This window comes from Pseudomonas sp. JL27(2026) (assembly GCF_056933555.1).
On record NZ_CM167794.1, the window covers coordinates 3742143 to 3756092 of the forward strand.

Annotated in this window: 11 protein-coding genes; 8 read left to right on the plus strand and 3 right to left on the minus strand. The window is 60.3% G+C overall.

Annotated features, from left to right (window positions below; translation table 11 throughout):
- Positions 1-94: 94 nt before the first annotated feature.
- A complete protein-coding gene (locus tag AC1Z1G_RS17130) occupies positions 95-994 on the plus strand; it encodes a hydroxymethylglutaryl-CoA lyase (RefSeq protein WP_483621205.1) in 900 nt (299 codons plus the stop codon).
- A 592-nt stretch (positions 995-1586) separates the two neighbouring features.
- Here AC1Z1G_RS17130 and AC1Z1G_RS17135 read toward each other — a convergent pair.
- Positions 1587-3284 (minus strand): AMP-binding protein, encoded by a 1698-nt coding sequence (locus tag AC1Z1G_RS17135; protein ID WP_483621206.1) that lies wholly within the window; start codon positions 3282-3284, stop codon positions 1587-1589.
- 252 nt (positions 3285-3536) lie between these two features.
- Here AC1Z1G_RS17135 and AC1Z1G_RS17140 point away from each other — a divergent pair, with 252 nt between their 5' ends.
- The 4 genes from AC1Z1G_RS17140 (at position 3537) to AC1Z1G_RS17155 (ending at position 9282) form a co-directional block, all read left to right on the plus strand.
- Positions 3537-4700 (plus strand): isovaleryl-CoA dehydrogenase, encoded by a 1164-nt coding sequence (locus AC1Z1G_RS17140; protein WP_347901082.1) that lies wholly within the window; start codon positions 3537-3539, stop codon positions 4698-4700.
- A 100-nt stretch (positions 4701-4800) separates the two neighbouring features.
- Entirely contained in the window at positions 4801-6405 is a 1605-nt protein-coding gene (locus tag AC1Z1G_RS17145; protein ID WP_483621207.1) for a carboxyl transferase domain-containing protein, read from the plus strand.
- A 115-nt stretch (positions 6406-6520) separates the two neighbouring features.
- Positions 6521-7333, plus strand: a complete 813-nt coding sequence (locus AC1Z1G_RS17150; protein ID WP_483621208.1) for a gamma-carboxygeranoyl-CoA hydratase — start codon at positions 6521-6523, stop codon at positions 7331-7333.
- Positions 7333-9282 (plus strand): ATP-binding protein, encoded by a 1950-nt coding sequence (locus tag AC1Z1G_RS17155; RefSeq protein WP_483621209.1) that lies wholly within the window; start codon positions 7333-7335, stop codon positions 9280-9282. Before AC1Z1G_RS17150 ends, AC1Z1G_RS17155 begins: the two co-directional genes overlap by 1 nt.
- Positions 9283-9325: 43 nt before the next feature.
- On the opposite strand, the gene AC1Z1G_RS17160 is transcribed toward AC1Z1G_RS17155, so the two are convergent.
- Entirely contained in the window at positions 9326-9994 is a 669-nt protein-coding gene (locus AC1Z1G_RS17160; protein WP_483621210.1) for a LexA family protein, read from the minus strand.
- Between the two features lie 129 nt (positions 9995-10123).
- Between AC1Z1G_RS17160 and AC1Z1G_RS17165 the strand changes: the two genes are divergently transcribed.
- Both AC1Z1G_RS17165 and AC1Z1G_RS17170 read left to right on the plus strand, forming a co-directional pair.
- The gene (locus AC1Z1G_RS17165; protein ID WP_483621211.1) at positions 10124-10465 is read left to right on the plus strand and encodes a DUF6124 family protein; all 342 of its coding nucleotides are present in this window, start codon (positions 10124-10126) and stop codon (positions 10463-10465) included.
- Between the two features lie 521 nt (positions 10466-10986).
- The gene (locus AC1Z1G_RS17170; RefSeq protein ID WP_483621212.1) at positions 10987-12138 is read left to right on the plus strand and encodes a M14 family metallopeptidase; all 1152 of its coding nucleotides are present in this window, start codon (positions 10987-10989) and stop codon (positions 12136-12138) included.
- A gap of 39 nt (positions 12139-12177) precedes the next feature.
- Here AC1Z1G_RS17170 and AC1Z1G_RS17175 read toward each other — a convergent pair whose 3' ends face one another.
- A complete protein-coding gene (locus AC1Z1G_RS17175) occupies positions 12178-12624 on the minus strand; it encodes a winged helix-turn-helix transcriptional regulator (RefSeq protein ID WP_483621213.1) in 447 nt (148 codons plus the stop codon).
- A 102-nt stretch (positions 12625-12726) separates the two neighbouring features.
- Here AC1Z1G_RS17175 and AC1Z1G_RS17180 point away from each other — a divergent pair, with 102 nt between their 5' ends.
- Positions 12727-13941, plus strand: a complete 1215-nt coding sequence (locus AC1Z1G_RS17180) for an MFS transporter (protein ID WP_483621214.1) — start codon at positions 12727-12729, stop codon at positions 13939-13941.
- The last annotated feature ends 9 nt before the right edge of the window (positions 13942-13950 follow it).

Below are 13950 nucleotides of genomic sequence, written 5' to 3' on the forward strand. Positions count from 1 at the left end.
ATCTGTTAGTCAACATCAATGTTGAATGTAAAGCCGCATTCGCGAGCAAGCCCGCTCCCACAGGGTTCTCTGAACATTCAGAAGGTCCATTGCCATGTCCCTCCCCACCCACGTACGCCTTGTCGAAGTCGGCCCCCGCGACGGCCTGCAAAACGAAGCCCAACCCATCAGCATCGCGGACAAGGTGCAATTGGTCGATGCCCTGAGCGCTGCGGGCCTCGGTTACATCGAAGCAGGCAGTTTCGTTTCGCCCAAATGGGTGCCGCAGATGGCCGGCTCCGCCGAGGTCTTCGCGCAGATCCAACGCAAACCGGGCGTGACCTACGGTGCCCTGGCGCCGAACCTGCGCGGTTTTGAAGACGCCATCGCGGCCGGGGTCAAGGAAGTCGCGGTATTCGCCGCCGCGTCCGAAGCGTTCTCCCAGCGCAACATCAATTGCTCGATCAGCGAAAGCCTGGCGCGTTTCGTACCGATCATGGACGCCGCCAAACAGCAGGGTGTCAGCGTTCGCGGTTACGTGTCCTGTGTGCTGGGTTGCCCTTACGAAGGTAACGTCCCGCCTGCGCAAGTCGCCATGGTCGCGCGCGAGCTCTACGCCATGGGCTGCTACGAGGTCTCCCTCGGTGACACCATCGGCACCGGCACCGCAGGCGCCACGCGCACAATGTTCGAGGTAGTGGCAGCCGATGTGCCGCGGGAAAAACTCGCCGGGCACTTCCACGACACCTATGGCCAGGCCATGGCCAACATCTACGCCAGCCTGCTGGAAGGCATCGCGGTGTTCGACAGCTCCATCGCAGGCCTCGGCGGATGCCCGTATGCCAAGGGTGCCAGCGGTAACGTCGCCACCGAAGACGTGTTGTACCTGCTCAACGGCCTGGGTATCGAGACCGGCGTCGACATGGAGCGCCTGATTCTGGCGGGCCAACAAATTTGCAACGTACTGGGCCGCCCCACCGGTTCACGCGTCGCGAAGGCACGCAGCGCCCAGTGATGTGTCCGGGTGTTACCGCACCCTCACTCAAACGAGTAACACGGAAACAACCTGACCGAATTTTCATGAAAGAATTGTCCTACAAAATATTAGAGGCCTGATTTTAAAGGGCTTTCCAGAGTTGGCACGGCTTCTGCTATCTCTATGGCATAACAAGAATAAAAAGCAGCAAACCTAATAAAAATAAGACGTAACGACTCTGACATAACAAAAACAACACGGCAGAGACGCAGCTAACAGATTTTTTTGGAGAAGGTGTGCTTTTCAGGGTACTGCGTGCAGCCACCCGCAACCGGGCAGAGAACAATAAAACTACCTTCAGGTAGCTCCCGAACTGGTTGGATCGCTTGGCGAAAAAGCAGATCAGCGCTCAAAAAAATACGTTTGCTCTTGATCCCGAATGGGGATCGCCAAAAACAGCAGTAAAGGGCCACGGTTGCCAAAAACAACAACAGACCGCCCCTTAATAATAAAAAAGAGCACGCAACAACAAATTAAAGGGGAGCCTCGGCTCCCCTTTGTGCTGTCTGTCGTTTGTATTTCCCTCTATCGAAAACTGTGGGAGCAGGCCCGCTCCCACAGAGGGTCGGGGTTAGCCTTGGTTCTCGCGCAGCTCCTCGATGCTGATCTCGCGCATCCGGAACTTCTGGATCTTGCCGGTCACAGTCATCGGGAAGTCTTCGACGAACTTGAAGTAACGCGGTGTCTTGAAGTGTGCAATGCGCTCCTTGCACCAGGTTTGCAGCTCCAGTTCGTTAGCGCTATGGCCGGGGTGAAACTTGATCCAGGCCACGACCTCCTCACCATACTTTTCGCTGGGAATGCCAATCACCTGCACATCCGCCACCGCCGGGTGAGTGAAGAAAAATTCCTCCAGCTCGCGAGGATAAATGTTCTCGCCACCGCGAATGATCATGTCCTTGTTGCGCCCGGCGATGCACACGTAACCCTGCTCGTTCATGCTCGCCAGGTCCCCGGTGTGCATCCAGCCTGCCTCGTCGATAGCCTCGGCCGTGCCTTGCGGGTTGTTCCAGTAACCGAGCATCACGCTGTAGCCACGGGTGCAGAGTTCGCCGATAACCCCTCGGGCGACAATGTTGCCGGCCTCGTCGATGATCTTGCTTTCCAGCTGTGGCTGGGTTCGCCCGACGGTGGTGACGCGTAACTCCAGATCGTCCGCAGGACCGGTCTGTAGCGACACCGGGCTGGTTTCGGTCATGCCGTAGGCGATCTGCACTTCGCTCATGTGCATCTCGCTGATGACCCGACGCATCACCTCGATCGGACAGGTTGCCCCGGCCATGATCCCGGTGCGCAGGCTCGACAGGTCGAACTCGCCGCGCCGGGGTTGATCGAGCATGGCGATGAACATCGTCGGCACGCCGTACAACGCCGTAGCCTGTTCTTCGGCGACGGTACTCAGCGTCAGCAACGGGTCGAAGGCATCGTTCGGGTAAATCATCGTGCTGCCATGGGTAATGCACCCCAGGTTACCCATGACCATCCCAAAGCAGTGATACAGCGGCACCGGAATCACCAGGCGATCACTGGCCGTCAGCCCGAGGCTCTCGCCGACCATGTAACCGTTATTGAGGATGTTGTAGTGGCTGAGGGTGGCACCTTTGGGAAAACCGGTGGTGCCGGAGGTGTACTGGATATTGATCGGCTGGTCGAAATGCAAGCTGTCCTGCCGGGCCTTGAACTCACCGGGCGCCACCCCGGCACCGAGGTCACTCAACTGCGACCAGGGCAAGAAGCCTGACGGTGGACGGGCGTCGAGGCTGATCACCCCGCGCAAGTCGGGCAAGCGCTCGCACTGCAACTGACCGATGGTTTGCTCGGCCAGTTCCGGCACCAGGCCTTGCAGCATCGCGTGGTAATCACACGTTTTGAAAGCACCGGCGCAAACCAGCCATTGGCAGCCGGATTGCTTCAGCACGTACTCCAATTCAGCGCTGCGGTAAGCCGGATTGATGTTGACCAGAATCACCCCGATCCTGGCGCTGGCGAACTGGGTGATGCACCACTGTGCGCAATTCGGCGCCCAGATCCCGAGTCGATCACCCACCTTCAACCCCAGCGCCAGCAGCGCCCTGGCGTGCAGGTCGACGGCTTGCGCCAGTTGCGCCCAGCTGTAGCGAAGCTGCTGATGACGCACCACCAGCGCTTCCCCCTGTGGATGGCGCGCGACGGTGTTGTCGAACGCCTGGCCAATAGTCATCGCCAGCAAGGCCTTGTCCTGCGGGCCACGACTGTAACTGGGTGCTGGCGCAACTTTTTGTTGATCCATAACGACCTCCTATTGTCTTTATTGTAGGAGCGCGACTTGCCCGCGACAGGGCCGCCACCGCTTATGTAAAAGTCCGCATTACCGTTAATCGCGAGCAAGCTCGACGCTTACAGAGTCGCCCAAGTTGACGTTAACGTAAAGGGTGATTGACAGCCATTCATCTCAGGCTTACGTTAACGTAAAGGTGACAGCCGTTCCGGCGCGCCCGGCCGCCGAACCCTCCATTTATAAAAACAAGTTTGAAGGTGCCCCATGAGCTATCCGACCCTGAACTTCGCCCTTGGCGAAACCATCGACATGCTGCGTGACCAGGTCCGCGCCTTCGTTGCCAAGGAAATCGCCCCGCGCGCCGCGCAGATCGATATCGACAACCTGTTCCCCGCCGACCTGTGGCGCAAGTTCGGGGACATGGGCCTGCTGGGCATCACCGTACCGGAAGAATACGGCGGCGCCGGCCTGGGCTACCTGGCGCACGTAGTGGCCATGGAAGAAATCAGCCGCGGCTCGGCCTCGGTCGCCCTCTCTTACGGTGCGCACTCCAACCTCTGCGTCAACCAGATCAACCGCAACGGCAACCACGAGCAAAAAAGCAAATACCTGCCCAAGCTGATCAGCGGCGAACACATCGGCGCCCTGGCCATGAGCGAGCCGAACGCCGGTTCCGACGTGGTTTCGATGAAACTGCGGGCCGACAAACGCGGCGATCACTACGTCCTCAACGGCAGCAAAACCTGGATCACCAACGGCCCGGACGCCAACACCTACGTGATCTACGCCAAGACCGACCTGGAAAAAGGTGCCCACGGCATCACCGCGTTCATCGTTGAGCGCGACTGGAAAGGTTTCAGCCGCAGCAATAAATTCGACAAGCTCGGCATGCGCGGTTCGAACACCTGCGAGCTGTTTTTCGACGACGTCGAGGTGCCGGAAGAAAACATCCTCGGCGTGCTCAACGGTGGTGTGAAGGTGTTGATGAGCGGCCTCGACTACGAGCGCGTGGTGCTCTCCGGCGGTCCGACCGGGATCATGCAGGCCTGCATGGACCTCATCGTCCCGTACATCCACGACCGCAAACAGTTCGGCCAAAGCATCGGCGAATTCCAGCTGATCCAGGGCAAGGTCGCCGACATGTACACCCAACTCAACGCCAGCCGCGCCTACCTGTACGCAGTGGCCCAAGCTTGTGAGCGCGGTGAAACCACCCGCAAGGACGCCGCCGGGGTGATCCTCTACAGCGCCGAACGCGCCACGCAAATGGCCCTCGATGCGATCCAGATTCTGGGCGGTAACGGCTACATCAACGAGTTCCCGGCAGGCCGCCTGCTGCGCGACGCCAAACTCTATGAAATCGGCGCCGGCACCAGCGAAATCCGTCGCATGCTGATTGGTCGCGAGCTGTTTAACGAGACAAAGTAATTTGTCAGCGGCAAGCAACAAGCTACAAGCGGCAACGGGACCCCTCGCGCTCCTGCTTGCTGCTTGCTGCTTGAAACTTGCGGCTGCTACGGAGTAGCCCATGATTTTGCATACCCAGCTCAACCCCCGCTCCGCAGAGTTCGCGACCAACCGCACGGCGATGCTTGAACAAGTCGACGCCCTGCACACACTGCTGGCTCAGGTTCAACAAGGTGGCGGCGTCAAAGCCCAGGAGCGTCACACCTCGCGCGGTAAACTGTTACCCCGTGAGCGGATCAACCGTTTGCTCGACCCAGGTTCGCCATTCCTGGAACTCAGCCAACTGGCAGCCTATGAAGTTTACGGTGAAGACGTTCCCGCCGCGGGCGTGATTGCCGGTATCGGTCGCGTCGAAGGCGTCGAATGCATGATCGTCGCCAACGATGCCACGGTAAAAGGTGGCTCGTATTACCCGCTGACCGTGAAAAAACACCTGCGCGCCCAAACCATCGCCCAGCAGAACCGCCTGCCGTGCATCTACCTGGTGGATTCGGGCGGCGCCAACCTGCCGCGTCAGGATGAAGTGTTCCCGGACCGCGAGCACTTCGGGCGGATCTTCTTCAACCAGGCCAACATGAGCGCCATGGGCATTGCCCAGATCGCCGTGGTCATGGGCTCTTGCACCGCGGGCGGCGCGTACGTCCCGGCCATGGCCGACGAAGCGATCATGGTCCGTGAGCAAGCAACGATTTTCCTCGCGGGGCCGCCGCTGGTGAAAGCCGCGACCGGTGAAGTGGTCAGCGCCGAAGACCTTGGCGGGGCCGATGTGCACTGCAAGATTTCCGGGGTGGCCGACCACTACGCCGACAGCGATGAACACGCCTTGGCCCTGGCGCGACGCAGCGTGGCCAACCTCAACTGGCGCAAACTCGGTGAGTTACAACAACGCACCCCGATCGCCCCGCTCTACGCCAGCGATGAGCTGTACGGCGTGGTCTCGGCCGATGCCAAGCAGCCGTTCGATGTGCGCGAAGTGATTGCGCGGCTGGTGGACGGCTCGGTGTTCGATGAATTCAAGGCCCTGTTCGGCACCACGCTGGTGTGTGGTTTTGCGCACTTGCACGGTTACCCGATTGCGATCCTCGCCAACAACGGCATCCTCTTCGCCGAGGCCGCGCAGAAAGGCGCGCACTTTATCGAACTGGCCTGCCAGCGCGGTATTCCGTTGCTGTTTTTGCAGAACATCACGGGCTTCATGGTCGGGCAGAAATACGAGGCTGGCGGCATCGCCAAACACGGCGCAAAACTGGTAACGGCGGTGGCCTGCGCCAAGGTGCCGAAATTCACCGTGATCATCGGCGGCAGTTTCGGCGCCGGTAACTACGGAATGTGCGGGCGCGCCTACGATCCGCGATTCCTGTGGATGTGGCCGAACGCACGGATTGGCGTGATGGGCGCCGAGCAAGCGGCAGGCGTGCTGGTGCAGGTCAAGCGCGAGCAGGCCGAGCGCAGCGGCCAGGCGTTCAGCGCCGCGCAGGAAGCCGAGATCAAGCAACCGATTCTCGACCAGTACGAACAGCAGGGTCACCCCTACTACTCCAGCGCCCGCTTGTGGGACGACGGCGTGATCGACCCGGCGCAAACCCGCGACGTGCTGGCCCTGGCCTTGTCCGCATCGCTGAATGCGCCTATCGAACCGAGCCGCTTCGGCGTGTTCCGGATGTGATGTTTTGTGAGAGCAGGCTCGCTCGCGAAGGAACCACCGCGGTTTATCTGAGACACCGCGTTATCGTTCTTCGCGAACACGCCCACTCCCACATGAGTTGTGGAGACGGAAAAACATGAACGACTTCAACACCCTTGAACTACTGACCGACCCCCGTGGCTTCGCCACGTTGTGGCTCAGCCGTGAAGCCAAAAACAACGCGTTCAACGCCCAGATGATCCGCGAGTTGATCCTGGCCCTGGACAAGGTGTCGGCGGACCCCGCGTTGCGTTTCCTGCTGGTGCGCGGGCGCGGCAAGCATTTCAGTGCCGGCGCTGACCTGGCCTGGATGCAGCAATCGGCCGAACTCGATTACCACACCAACCTGGACGACGCCCGGGAACTGGCCGAGCTGATGTACAACCTCGCCAAACTGAAAATCCCTACCCTGGCGGTGGTGCAAGGCGCGGCCTATGGCGGTGCACTGGGGCTGATCAGTTGCTGTGACATGGCCATCGGCGCCGACGACGCGCAGTTCTGCCTGTCGGAAGTGCGCATTGGCCTGGCCCCGGCGGTCATCAGCCCATTCGTTGTGCAAGCCATCGGTGAACGTGCAGCGCGGCGTTATGCGCTGACTGCCGAACGTTTCAGCGGGCAGCGGGCCCGTGAAATTGGCTTGCTGAGCGACAGCTACCCGATCGGCGAACTGGAGGTGCGGGTCCAGCAGTGGATCGACAACCTGCTGCTCAACAGCCCTCAAGCCATGCGCGCCAGTAAAGACTTGCTGCGCGAAGTCGGCAACGGCGAACTCACCCCGGCGCTGCGGCGCTACACCGAAAACGCCATTGCCCGCATTCGTGTCAGCCCTGAAGGCCAGGAAGGTCTGCGGGCCTTCCTGCAAAAGCGTCCACCAGGTTGGCAGCCCGTCACTACCAAGGAGACGCGTTGATGAACGCCCCTGCCCTCACCACCCTGCTGGTGGCCAACCGTGGCGAAATCGCCTGCCGCGTGATGCGCACCGCCAAAGCACTGGGCCTGACCACCGTGGCCGTACACAGCGCCATCGACCGCGATGCGCGGCACAGTCGCGAAGCGGACATCCGCGTCGACCTGGGCGGCAGCAAAGCGGCTGACAGCTACCTGCAAATCGACAAACTGATCGCCGCCGCCAAGGCCAGCGGCGCCCAGGCGATTCACCCCGGTTATGGCTTTTTGTCGGAAAACGCCGGGTTTGCACGCGCCATCGAAGCCGCCGGGCTGATCTTCCTCGGCCCACCGGCCTCGGCCATCGACGCCATGGGCAGCAAATCCGCCGCCAAGGCCCTGATGGAAACCGCCGGCGTGCCGCTGGTGCCGGGTTATCACGGCGAAGCCCAGGACCTGGAGACCTTCCGCATCGCCGCTGAACGCATCGGTTACCCGGTGTTGCTCAAGGCCACGGCGGGCGGCGGCGGCAAAGGCATGAAAGTGGTCGAGGACGTCAGCCAACTGGCCGAAGCCCTGGCCTCCGCCCAGCGTGAAGCGCAGTCCTCGTTCGGCGACTCGCGAATGCTGGTAGAGAAATACCTGATCAAGCCGCGTCACGTGGAAATCCAGGTTTTCGCCGATCAGCATGGTCATTGCCTGTACCTCAACGAACGCGACTGCTCGATCCAGCGTCGGCATCAAAAAGTCGTCGAGGAAGCACCAGCCCCCGGGCTGAGCCCGCAGTTGCGTCAAGCCATGGGCGAGGCCGCCGTGCGTTCGGCGCAGGCCATCGGTTATGTCGGTGCGGGCACGGTGGAGTTTCTGCTGGATGCTCGCGGCGAGTTTTTTTTCATGGAAATGAATACCCGCCTGCAAGTCGAGCACCCGGTCACCGAGGCCATTACCGGCCTGGACCTGGTGGCCTGGCAAATTCGCGTCGCACAGGGTGAGCCCCTGCCGATGACTCAGGCGCAGGTGCCGTTGCGCGGCCATGCGATTGAAGTGCGGTTGTATGCTGAAGACCCGAGCAACGATTTCCTGCCCGCCACCGGCCATCTCGAACTCTACCGGGAGTCGGCGGCAGGTCCGGGACGTCGGGTGGACAGCGGTGTGGAGGAAGGCGACCGCATTTCGCCGTTCTACGACCCGATGCTCGGCAAGCTGATTGCCTGGGGCGAAGACCGCGAACAGGCACGCCTGCGGCTGTTGAGCATGCTCGATGAGTTCGTCATTGGCGGGCTGAAAACCAACATCAGCTTCTTGCGGCGCATCATCGGTCATCCGGCCTTCGCGTCTGCTGAACTGGATACCGGATTCATTCCGCGCTATCAGGACCAACTGCTACCACCGCCGAACGAGCTGAGCGATGAATTCTGGCAAGCGGCGGGCCAGGCTTTCGCCCAGAGCCAGCCGGACCTGGTGCGTCACGATGACCCGGCGTCCCCGTGGGCCACGGCCAGCGGTTTTCGCGCCGGGCTGGCGACACAAACCACCCTGCACTTGACGTGCGAAGGGCAGGACCGAGCGCTCACACTTGAGGGCAGCGACGGCAGCCGCGCGCAACTCAAGGGTGAACAATTGCTGATCGAGCGTGATGGCGTACGCCGTTCGCATCGGGCGATCCGTCGGGGCGACACGCTGTTTCTACAGTGGCAAGGTGAACTGCGTCGGCTCGACGTCTACGACCCGATTGCGGCGGTCGAGGCCAGCCATAGCCATCAGGGCGGCCTGAGTGCACCCATGAACGGCAGCATTGTGCGTGTGCTGGTCGAAGCCGGGCATACGGTTGAAGCCGGGGCGCAACTGGTGGTGCTGGAGGCGATGAAAATGGAACACAGCATTCGCGCGCCCCACGCCGGGGTAGTGAAAGCGGTGTATTGCCAGGAAGGCGAGATGGTCAGCGAAGGCAGTGCGCTGGTGGAGCTGGAGTAATCCGCGAGACAGAAAAAGGTCCTGCACTGCAGGACCTTTCTGATCAGAACTTGGCCGTCGCCTGTACGACCACGCCGATGATTCGGCACTCGTCGGTGAACAGCATTTTAGGGTACGTCGGATTGAGCGGCACCAGGTAACGCTGGCCGCCCTCTTCGATCAGTTTGCGAAACACCGCTTCGGCGCTGTGCGACCACTGGGCGATCACCAGTTTTCCAGGCTCCGGCACCACGGCCGGGTCGACCAGAATCAGCATGTCCTGGGCAATGCTCAAACCGCTTGGCGCGGTCATCGCGTCCCCCACGACCACCAGCCAGAACGCAGGCCCCTGCGCATGGTAATCGGTCAGCTCGAAACGGCTCTTGGCGTAGGGCTCCGGTTCAGACTCACGCACCTCGCCCACCTCTTGCCAGTCGCTGACCGGGTAGCGGAAGTACGGGTTGTATTTCTGAGCCAAGGGCACTTCGCAAGCAAGGGTGTCGTCCTCAGCTGCTTCCAGCAGCTCGGGCTCCCGGATAACCAGCGCCACCTCCAGAAAATCCAGCCCCAGCGCCTTGAGCACACGGTTCATGTCTTGAATGCTGGGCTCGCGGCGTTTATTCAGCCAATGGCCGACACCGCCCTGAGACATTCCGAGGCGCTCTGCGAGTTTTTCCTGGGTGACCTTCTGGTCACTCATTTTGGCCTTGACCAGTTCGATCCATTTATCCATGGGCTGAACAATACGTTGCGTACTCACACCCTCAATACACAAAATGTATTATTTAATTTGTCGTTACAACTACATAACGTACTAATCTTTGAATGACTCCTCTATCTCATTCACAGGGCACCTCTCGCGATGAATCCAGCCAGCAAGGACACCACTGAAATGGAAATCGACCCCAACCTCACCTCACTGAAAGGGTGTGCTGCCGCACAGCGCGCTCTGGACTATTACTTGAAACCGGCTGTTTCGGAATTCGAAGTCGCCGAACGGTTCTTCGACGTCAATCAACGTGTCGGCCGCGAAGAAGCCCTGGTTCATGCCTCGGACCTGCTGCGTTGTGCGGCGGCCACGGCGTATGAATCGGCAGACAACTTGCGCGGTGCAAGCCGTGACCTGGCGTTTTCGGTGGTGTACATGATCGACATGGCCAAAGCCATGGTGGACCGTTCTCTGGATGGAAAGGAGCCGGCTTAGCCGTCTGAAGGTGCGAAGAACGCTACGCAGCAACACAATTGCCGGAACGTTTGCACAAGGGGCAGGAAAAATATTTCCGATCGGGCAGATGAAAACATTTGACTTGCAAATGATAATGATTATTATTGCATGCAGCTGATCGCGAGATCAGTCGATAGACCAAGAGACCTTAGGTCGGACTCCTGGAATATCTCCTCATCAGGCTAATCACGGTTTTTGACCCGGCTTTTTGCCGGGTCTTTTTTTGCCAGTTATCTGGCTATGGCTTCAGGCTAATGAAGACTGGTGCTGCTAAATTCGATGGCGCGGATGATATCAAAAGAATATCGGTTTGCAAGCGACCCACGGCTTGACGTCAGCAAAGTAATAGAAATTAGCACTTGAGAATCAATCGCATAGCCACTAAGCTGCTGTCGCGTCAAGGAAGACGCCCCCCCTTTCTCTTCGCAAATTGCGACCTGTTTCACCCCCTTCTTGCGTGTAAAGTAGCAGCCATAAAAATCATACTCAGGAAAGAGACTATGACCGTGGCTCATCGCACTTTTGACATCACTGCAGACTTCGACAGCGGCAACATTCAGGTCCTGGACATCAGCAATCCGTTGCAGGCATTGCTGGCCATCAAGCCCGATACCCGTAGCGCGCATTTCCAGTGGTTCCACTTCAAGGCCAGCGGCCTGCATGTGGGCCAGGAGCATTGGTTCCGCTTGAGCAACGCCAGCAAGTCTTCCTATAACAAGGCCTGGGATGGTTATCAGGCGGTGGCCTCGTACGACCACGTCAACTGGTTCCGCGTCCCGACGATTTTCGAAGGTGATTGCCTGCGCTTCAGCCTGGAAGCCACTGCCACCCATGCCTGGTTTGCCTATTTCGAACCCTACAGCCGTGGGCGCCACGACTGGCTGATCGAACAAGCGCTGACCAAGGCAGGTACCGAGTTGCTGGCCACGGGCAAAAGTGTTGAAGGTCGCGACATCCAGTTGCTGCGCAAAGGCAGCGGTGCCGACGGCCAGCGCAAGGTCTGGATCATCGCCCAGCAACACCCCGGCGAGCACATGGCCGAATGGTTCATGGAAGGTGTGATCGAACGTCTGGAACAGCACAACGACCCGCAGCTCATTAAATTGCTGGCCAGCGCCGACCTGTACCTGGTGCCCAACATGAACCCGGATGGCGCGTTCCACGGCCATCTGCGCACCAATGCCATGGGCCAGGACCTCAACCGTGCCTGGCAGAGTGCCAGCCAGGAAATCAGCCCCGAGGTGTTGTTCGTACAGCAACAGATGGAGAAGTACGGCGTAGACCTGTTCCTCGACATCCATGGCGACGAAGAAATCCCCTACGTATTCACCGCCGGTTGCGAAGGCAATCCTGGCTACACGCCACGCCTTGAACAGCTCGAAGAGCACTTTCGCAGCCATCTGAAACACCTGACCCGCGACTTCCAGACCACCCACGGCTACACCCGCGACCTGCCAGGCCAGGCCAACATGACCCTGGCCTGCAATAGCGTCGGCCAGAAGTTCGATTGCCTGTCCCTGACCCTCGAAATGCCGTTCAAGGACAACAACGACGCACCGAATGCGCTGACCGGCTGGTCGGGCAAGCGTTCCAAGCAGTTGGGCAAGGATGTGTTGTCCACCGTGGCCGACATGATCGACCGTCTGCGCTGATACGCTTTCAAGGCTGCCTGCACGCCAGGCAGCTGCCGCTCACTCGACAGGCACCCGCCGACAATCCTGCGCCCCCAACAACCGCCCATCCTCAGACCGCAGTTCCAGCCGTCGTATCGGCACGCCTTTGTCGCGGTCGACCATCACCGAGTGTTTCTCCCCGGCCTCATACAGATTCGCCTCGCCCCACTGACGCAAACCGATGATCAGGTTGAACAGGTCATTGCCCTTGGGCGTCAGCACGTATTCCTGATAGGCACTGCCGTCCGACACCGGAACCACCTCAAAGACCCCATGAGCCACCAGGTTGCGCAAGCGCGTCGACAGGATGTTCTTGGCCATGCCGAGGTTGCGCTGGAACTCACCAAAACGCCGGATGCCGTCGAACGCATCGCGAATGATCAGCAAGGACCAGCTGTCACCAATGGCCTCCAGTGAACGGGCTACCGGGCACTCGGCGTCCATAAGATTTGAACGTTTAACCATGATTGAACGCGCCACTCGATATGCAAAAATGTGGTTGCAATATAAAACCAGCCTCACTACCGTACAACTGGTTTTATTTTGCAACCACACTCGGAGTCAGGCATGCCCTCAACCGCACACGCACCGCTCAACACCTGCATTGTTCTTTTGTTCGCCCTGGCCTGCGGGTTGGCGGTCGGGAACGTCTATTACGCACAACCCCTGCTCGACGCCATGGCCCAGGCCTTCGACATGGACCCGGCGACCATCGGTGTCGTCGTCACCCTGACTCAGGTCGGCTATGGGCTCGGCCTGCTGCTGTTGGTGCCGCTGGGGGACCTGCTCAACCGGCGGCGTCTGATCGTCGTACAAACGCTGCTGTCAGCCGTGGCCTTGCTGATGATCGCCCTGGCCCCGACCAGCACCTGGCTGCTGATCGGCATGGCGTTGACCGGTCTGCTGGCGGTGGTCACTCAGGTCTTGGTGGCCTACGCCGCAACGCTGGCGGCACCCGCCGAGCGCGGTCGCGTGGTGGGCGTGGTCACCAGCGGCATCGTGATCGGCATTCTGCTGGCTCGCACAGTGTCCGGCGGCATGGCCGATCTGGCGGGCTGGCGCTCGGTCTATCTGCTCTCGGCCGGCCTGACGCTATTGATGGCGCTGGCGCTGTTTCGTGTCTTGCCCCGGCACGAGCCGGTGCAGACGCCAGCGTCCTACGCGGCACTGATCGCCTCGGTACTGAGCCTGTTCAAGGAAGAGCCGGTGCTGCGTCAACGTTCAGTGCTGGCACTGCTGACCTTCGCCAGCGCCATGGTGCTGTGGACACCGATGGTGTTGCCGTTGAGCACTGCACCGATATCGCTGTCGCACAGCGAAATCGGACTGTTCGGCCTGGCCGGAGCCGCTGGCGCACTGGCTGCCGCACGCGCCGGGCACCTGGCCGACCGAGGCCTGGGCCACTGGACCAGCGGCTTGTCGTTGTTGCTGATGCTCGCTTCGTGGCTGCCGATCGCCCTGACCCAGTCCTCGCTGTGGGCACTGCTGCTGGGGGTCATTACCTTCGACCTTGGCCTGCAAGCGATTCACGTTACCAGCCAGAGCATGATCTACAGCGTACGCCCCGAGGCGCAAAGTCGCCTGACCGCCGGTTACATGCTGTTTTACTCTGTCGGCAGCGCGGCAGGCTCTGTCGCATCGACAGCGGTCTACGCCTGGGCCGGCTGGCTGGGTGTGTGCCTGCTGGGTGCGGCCATCAACGCTGTGGCGCTCGGTTACTGGCTGCTGACGCTCAAAAGCGCGGCGATACAGCAAAACCCGATCACCGCGACCGATGGCTGAGCCTTGTCG

Excerpts from the sequence above, each read along its gene's own strand:
- AC1Z1G_RS17130 (WP_483621205.1), top strand. The coding sequence starts at position 95 with ATGTCCCTCCCCACCCACGTACGCCTTGTCGAAGTCGGCCCCCGCGAC.
- AC1Z1G_RS17135 (WP_483621206.1), bottom strand. The coding sequence starts at position 3,284 with ATGGATCAACAAAAAGTTGCGCCAGCACCCAGTTACAGTCGTGGCCCG.
- AC1Z1G_RS17140 (WP_347901082.1), top strand. The coding sequence starts at position 3,537 with ATGAGCTATCCGACCCTGAACTTCGCCCTTGGCGAAACCATCGACATG.
- AC1Z1G_RS17145 (WP_483621207.1), top strand. The coding sequence starts at position 4,801 with ATGATTTTGCATACCCAGCTCAACCCCCGCTCCGCAGAGTTCGCGACC.
- AC1Z1G_RS17150 (WP_483621208.1), top strand. The coding sequence starts at position 6,521 with ATGAACGACTTCAACACCCTTGAACTACTGACCGACCCCCGTGGCTTC.
- AC1Z1G_RS17155 (WP_483621209.1), top strand. The coding sequence starts at position 7,333 with ATGAACGCCCCTGCCCTCACCACCCTGCTGGTGGCCAACCGTGGCGAA.
- AC1Z1G_RS17160 (WP_483621210.1), bottom strand. The coding sequence starts at position 9,994 with ATGGATAAATGGATCGAACTGGTCAAGGCCAAAATGAGTGACCAGAAG.
- AC1Z1G_RS17165 (WP_483621211.1), top strand. The coding sequence starts at position 10,124 with ATGAATCCAGCCAGCAAGGACACCACTGAAATGGAAATCGACCCCAAC.
- AC1Z1G_RS17170 (WP_483621212.1), top strand. The coding sequence starts at position 10,987 with ATGACCGTGGCTCATCGCACTTTTGACATCACTGCAGACTTCGACAGC.
- AC1Z1G_RS17175 (WP_483621213.1), bottom strand. The coding sequence starts at position 12,624 with ATGGTTAAACGTTCAAATCTTATGGACGCCGAGTGCCCGGTAGCCCGT.
- AC1Z1G_RS17180 (WP_483621214.1), top strand. The coding sequence starts at position 12,727 with ATGCCCTCAACCGCACACGCACCGCTCAACACCTGCATTGTTCTTTTG.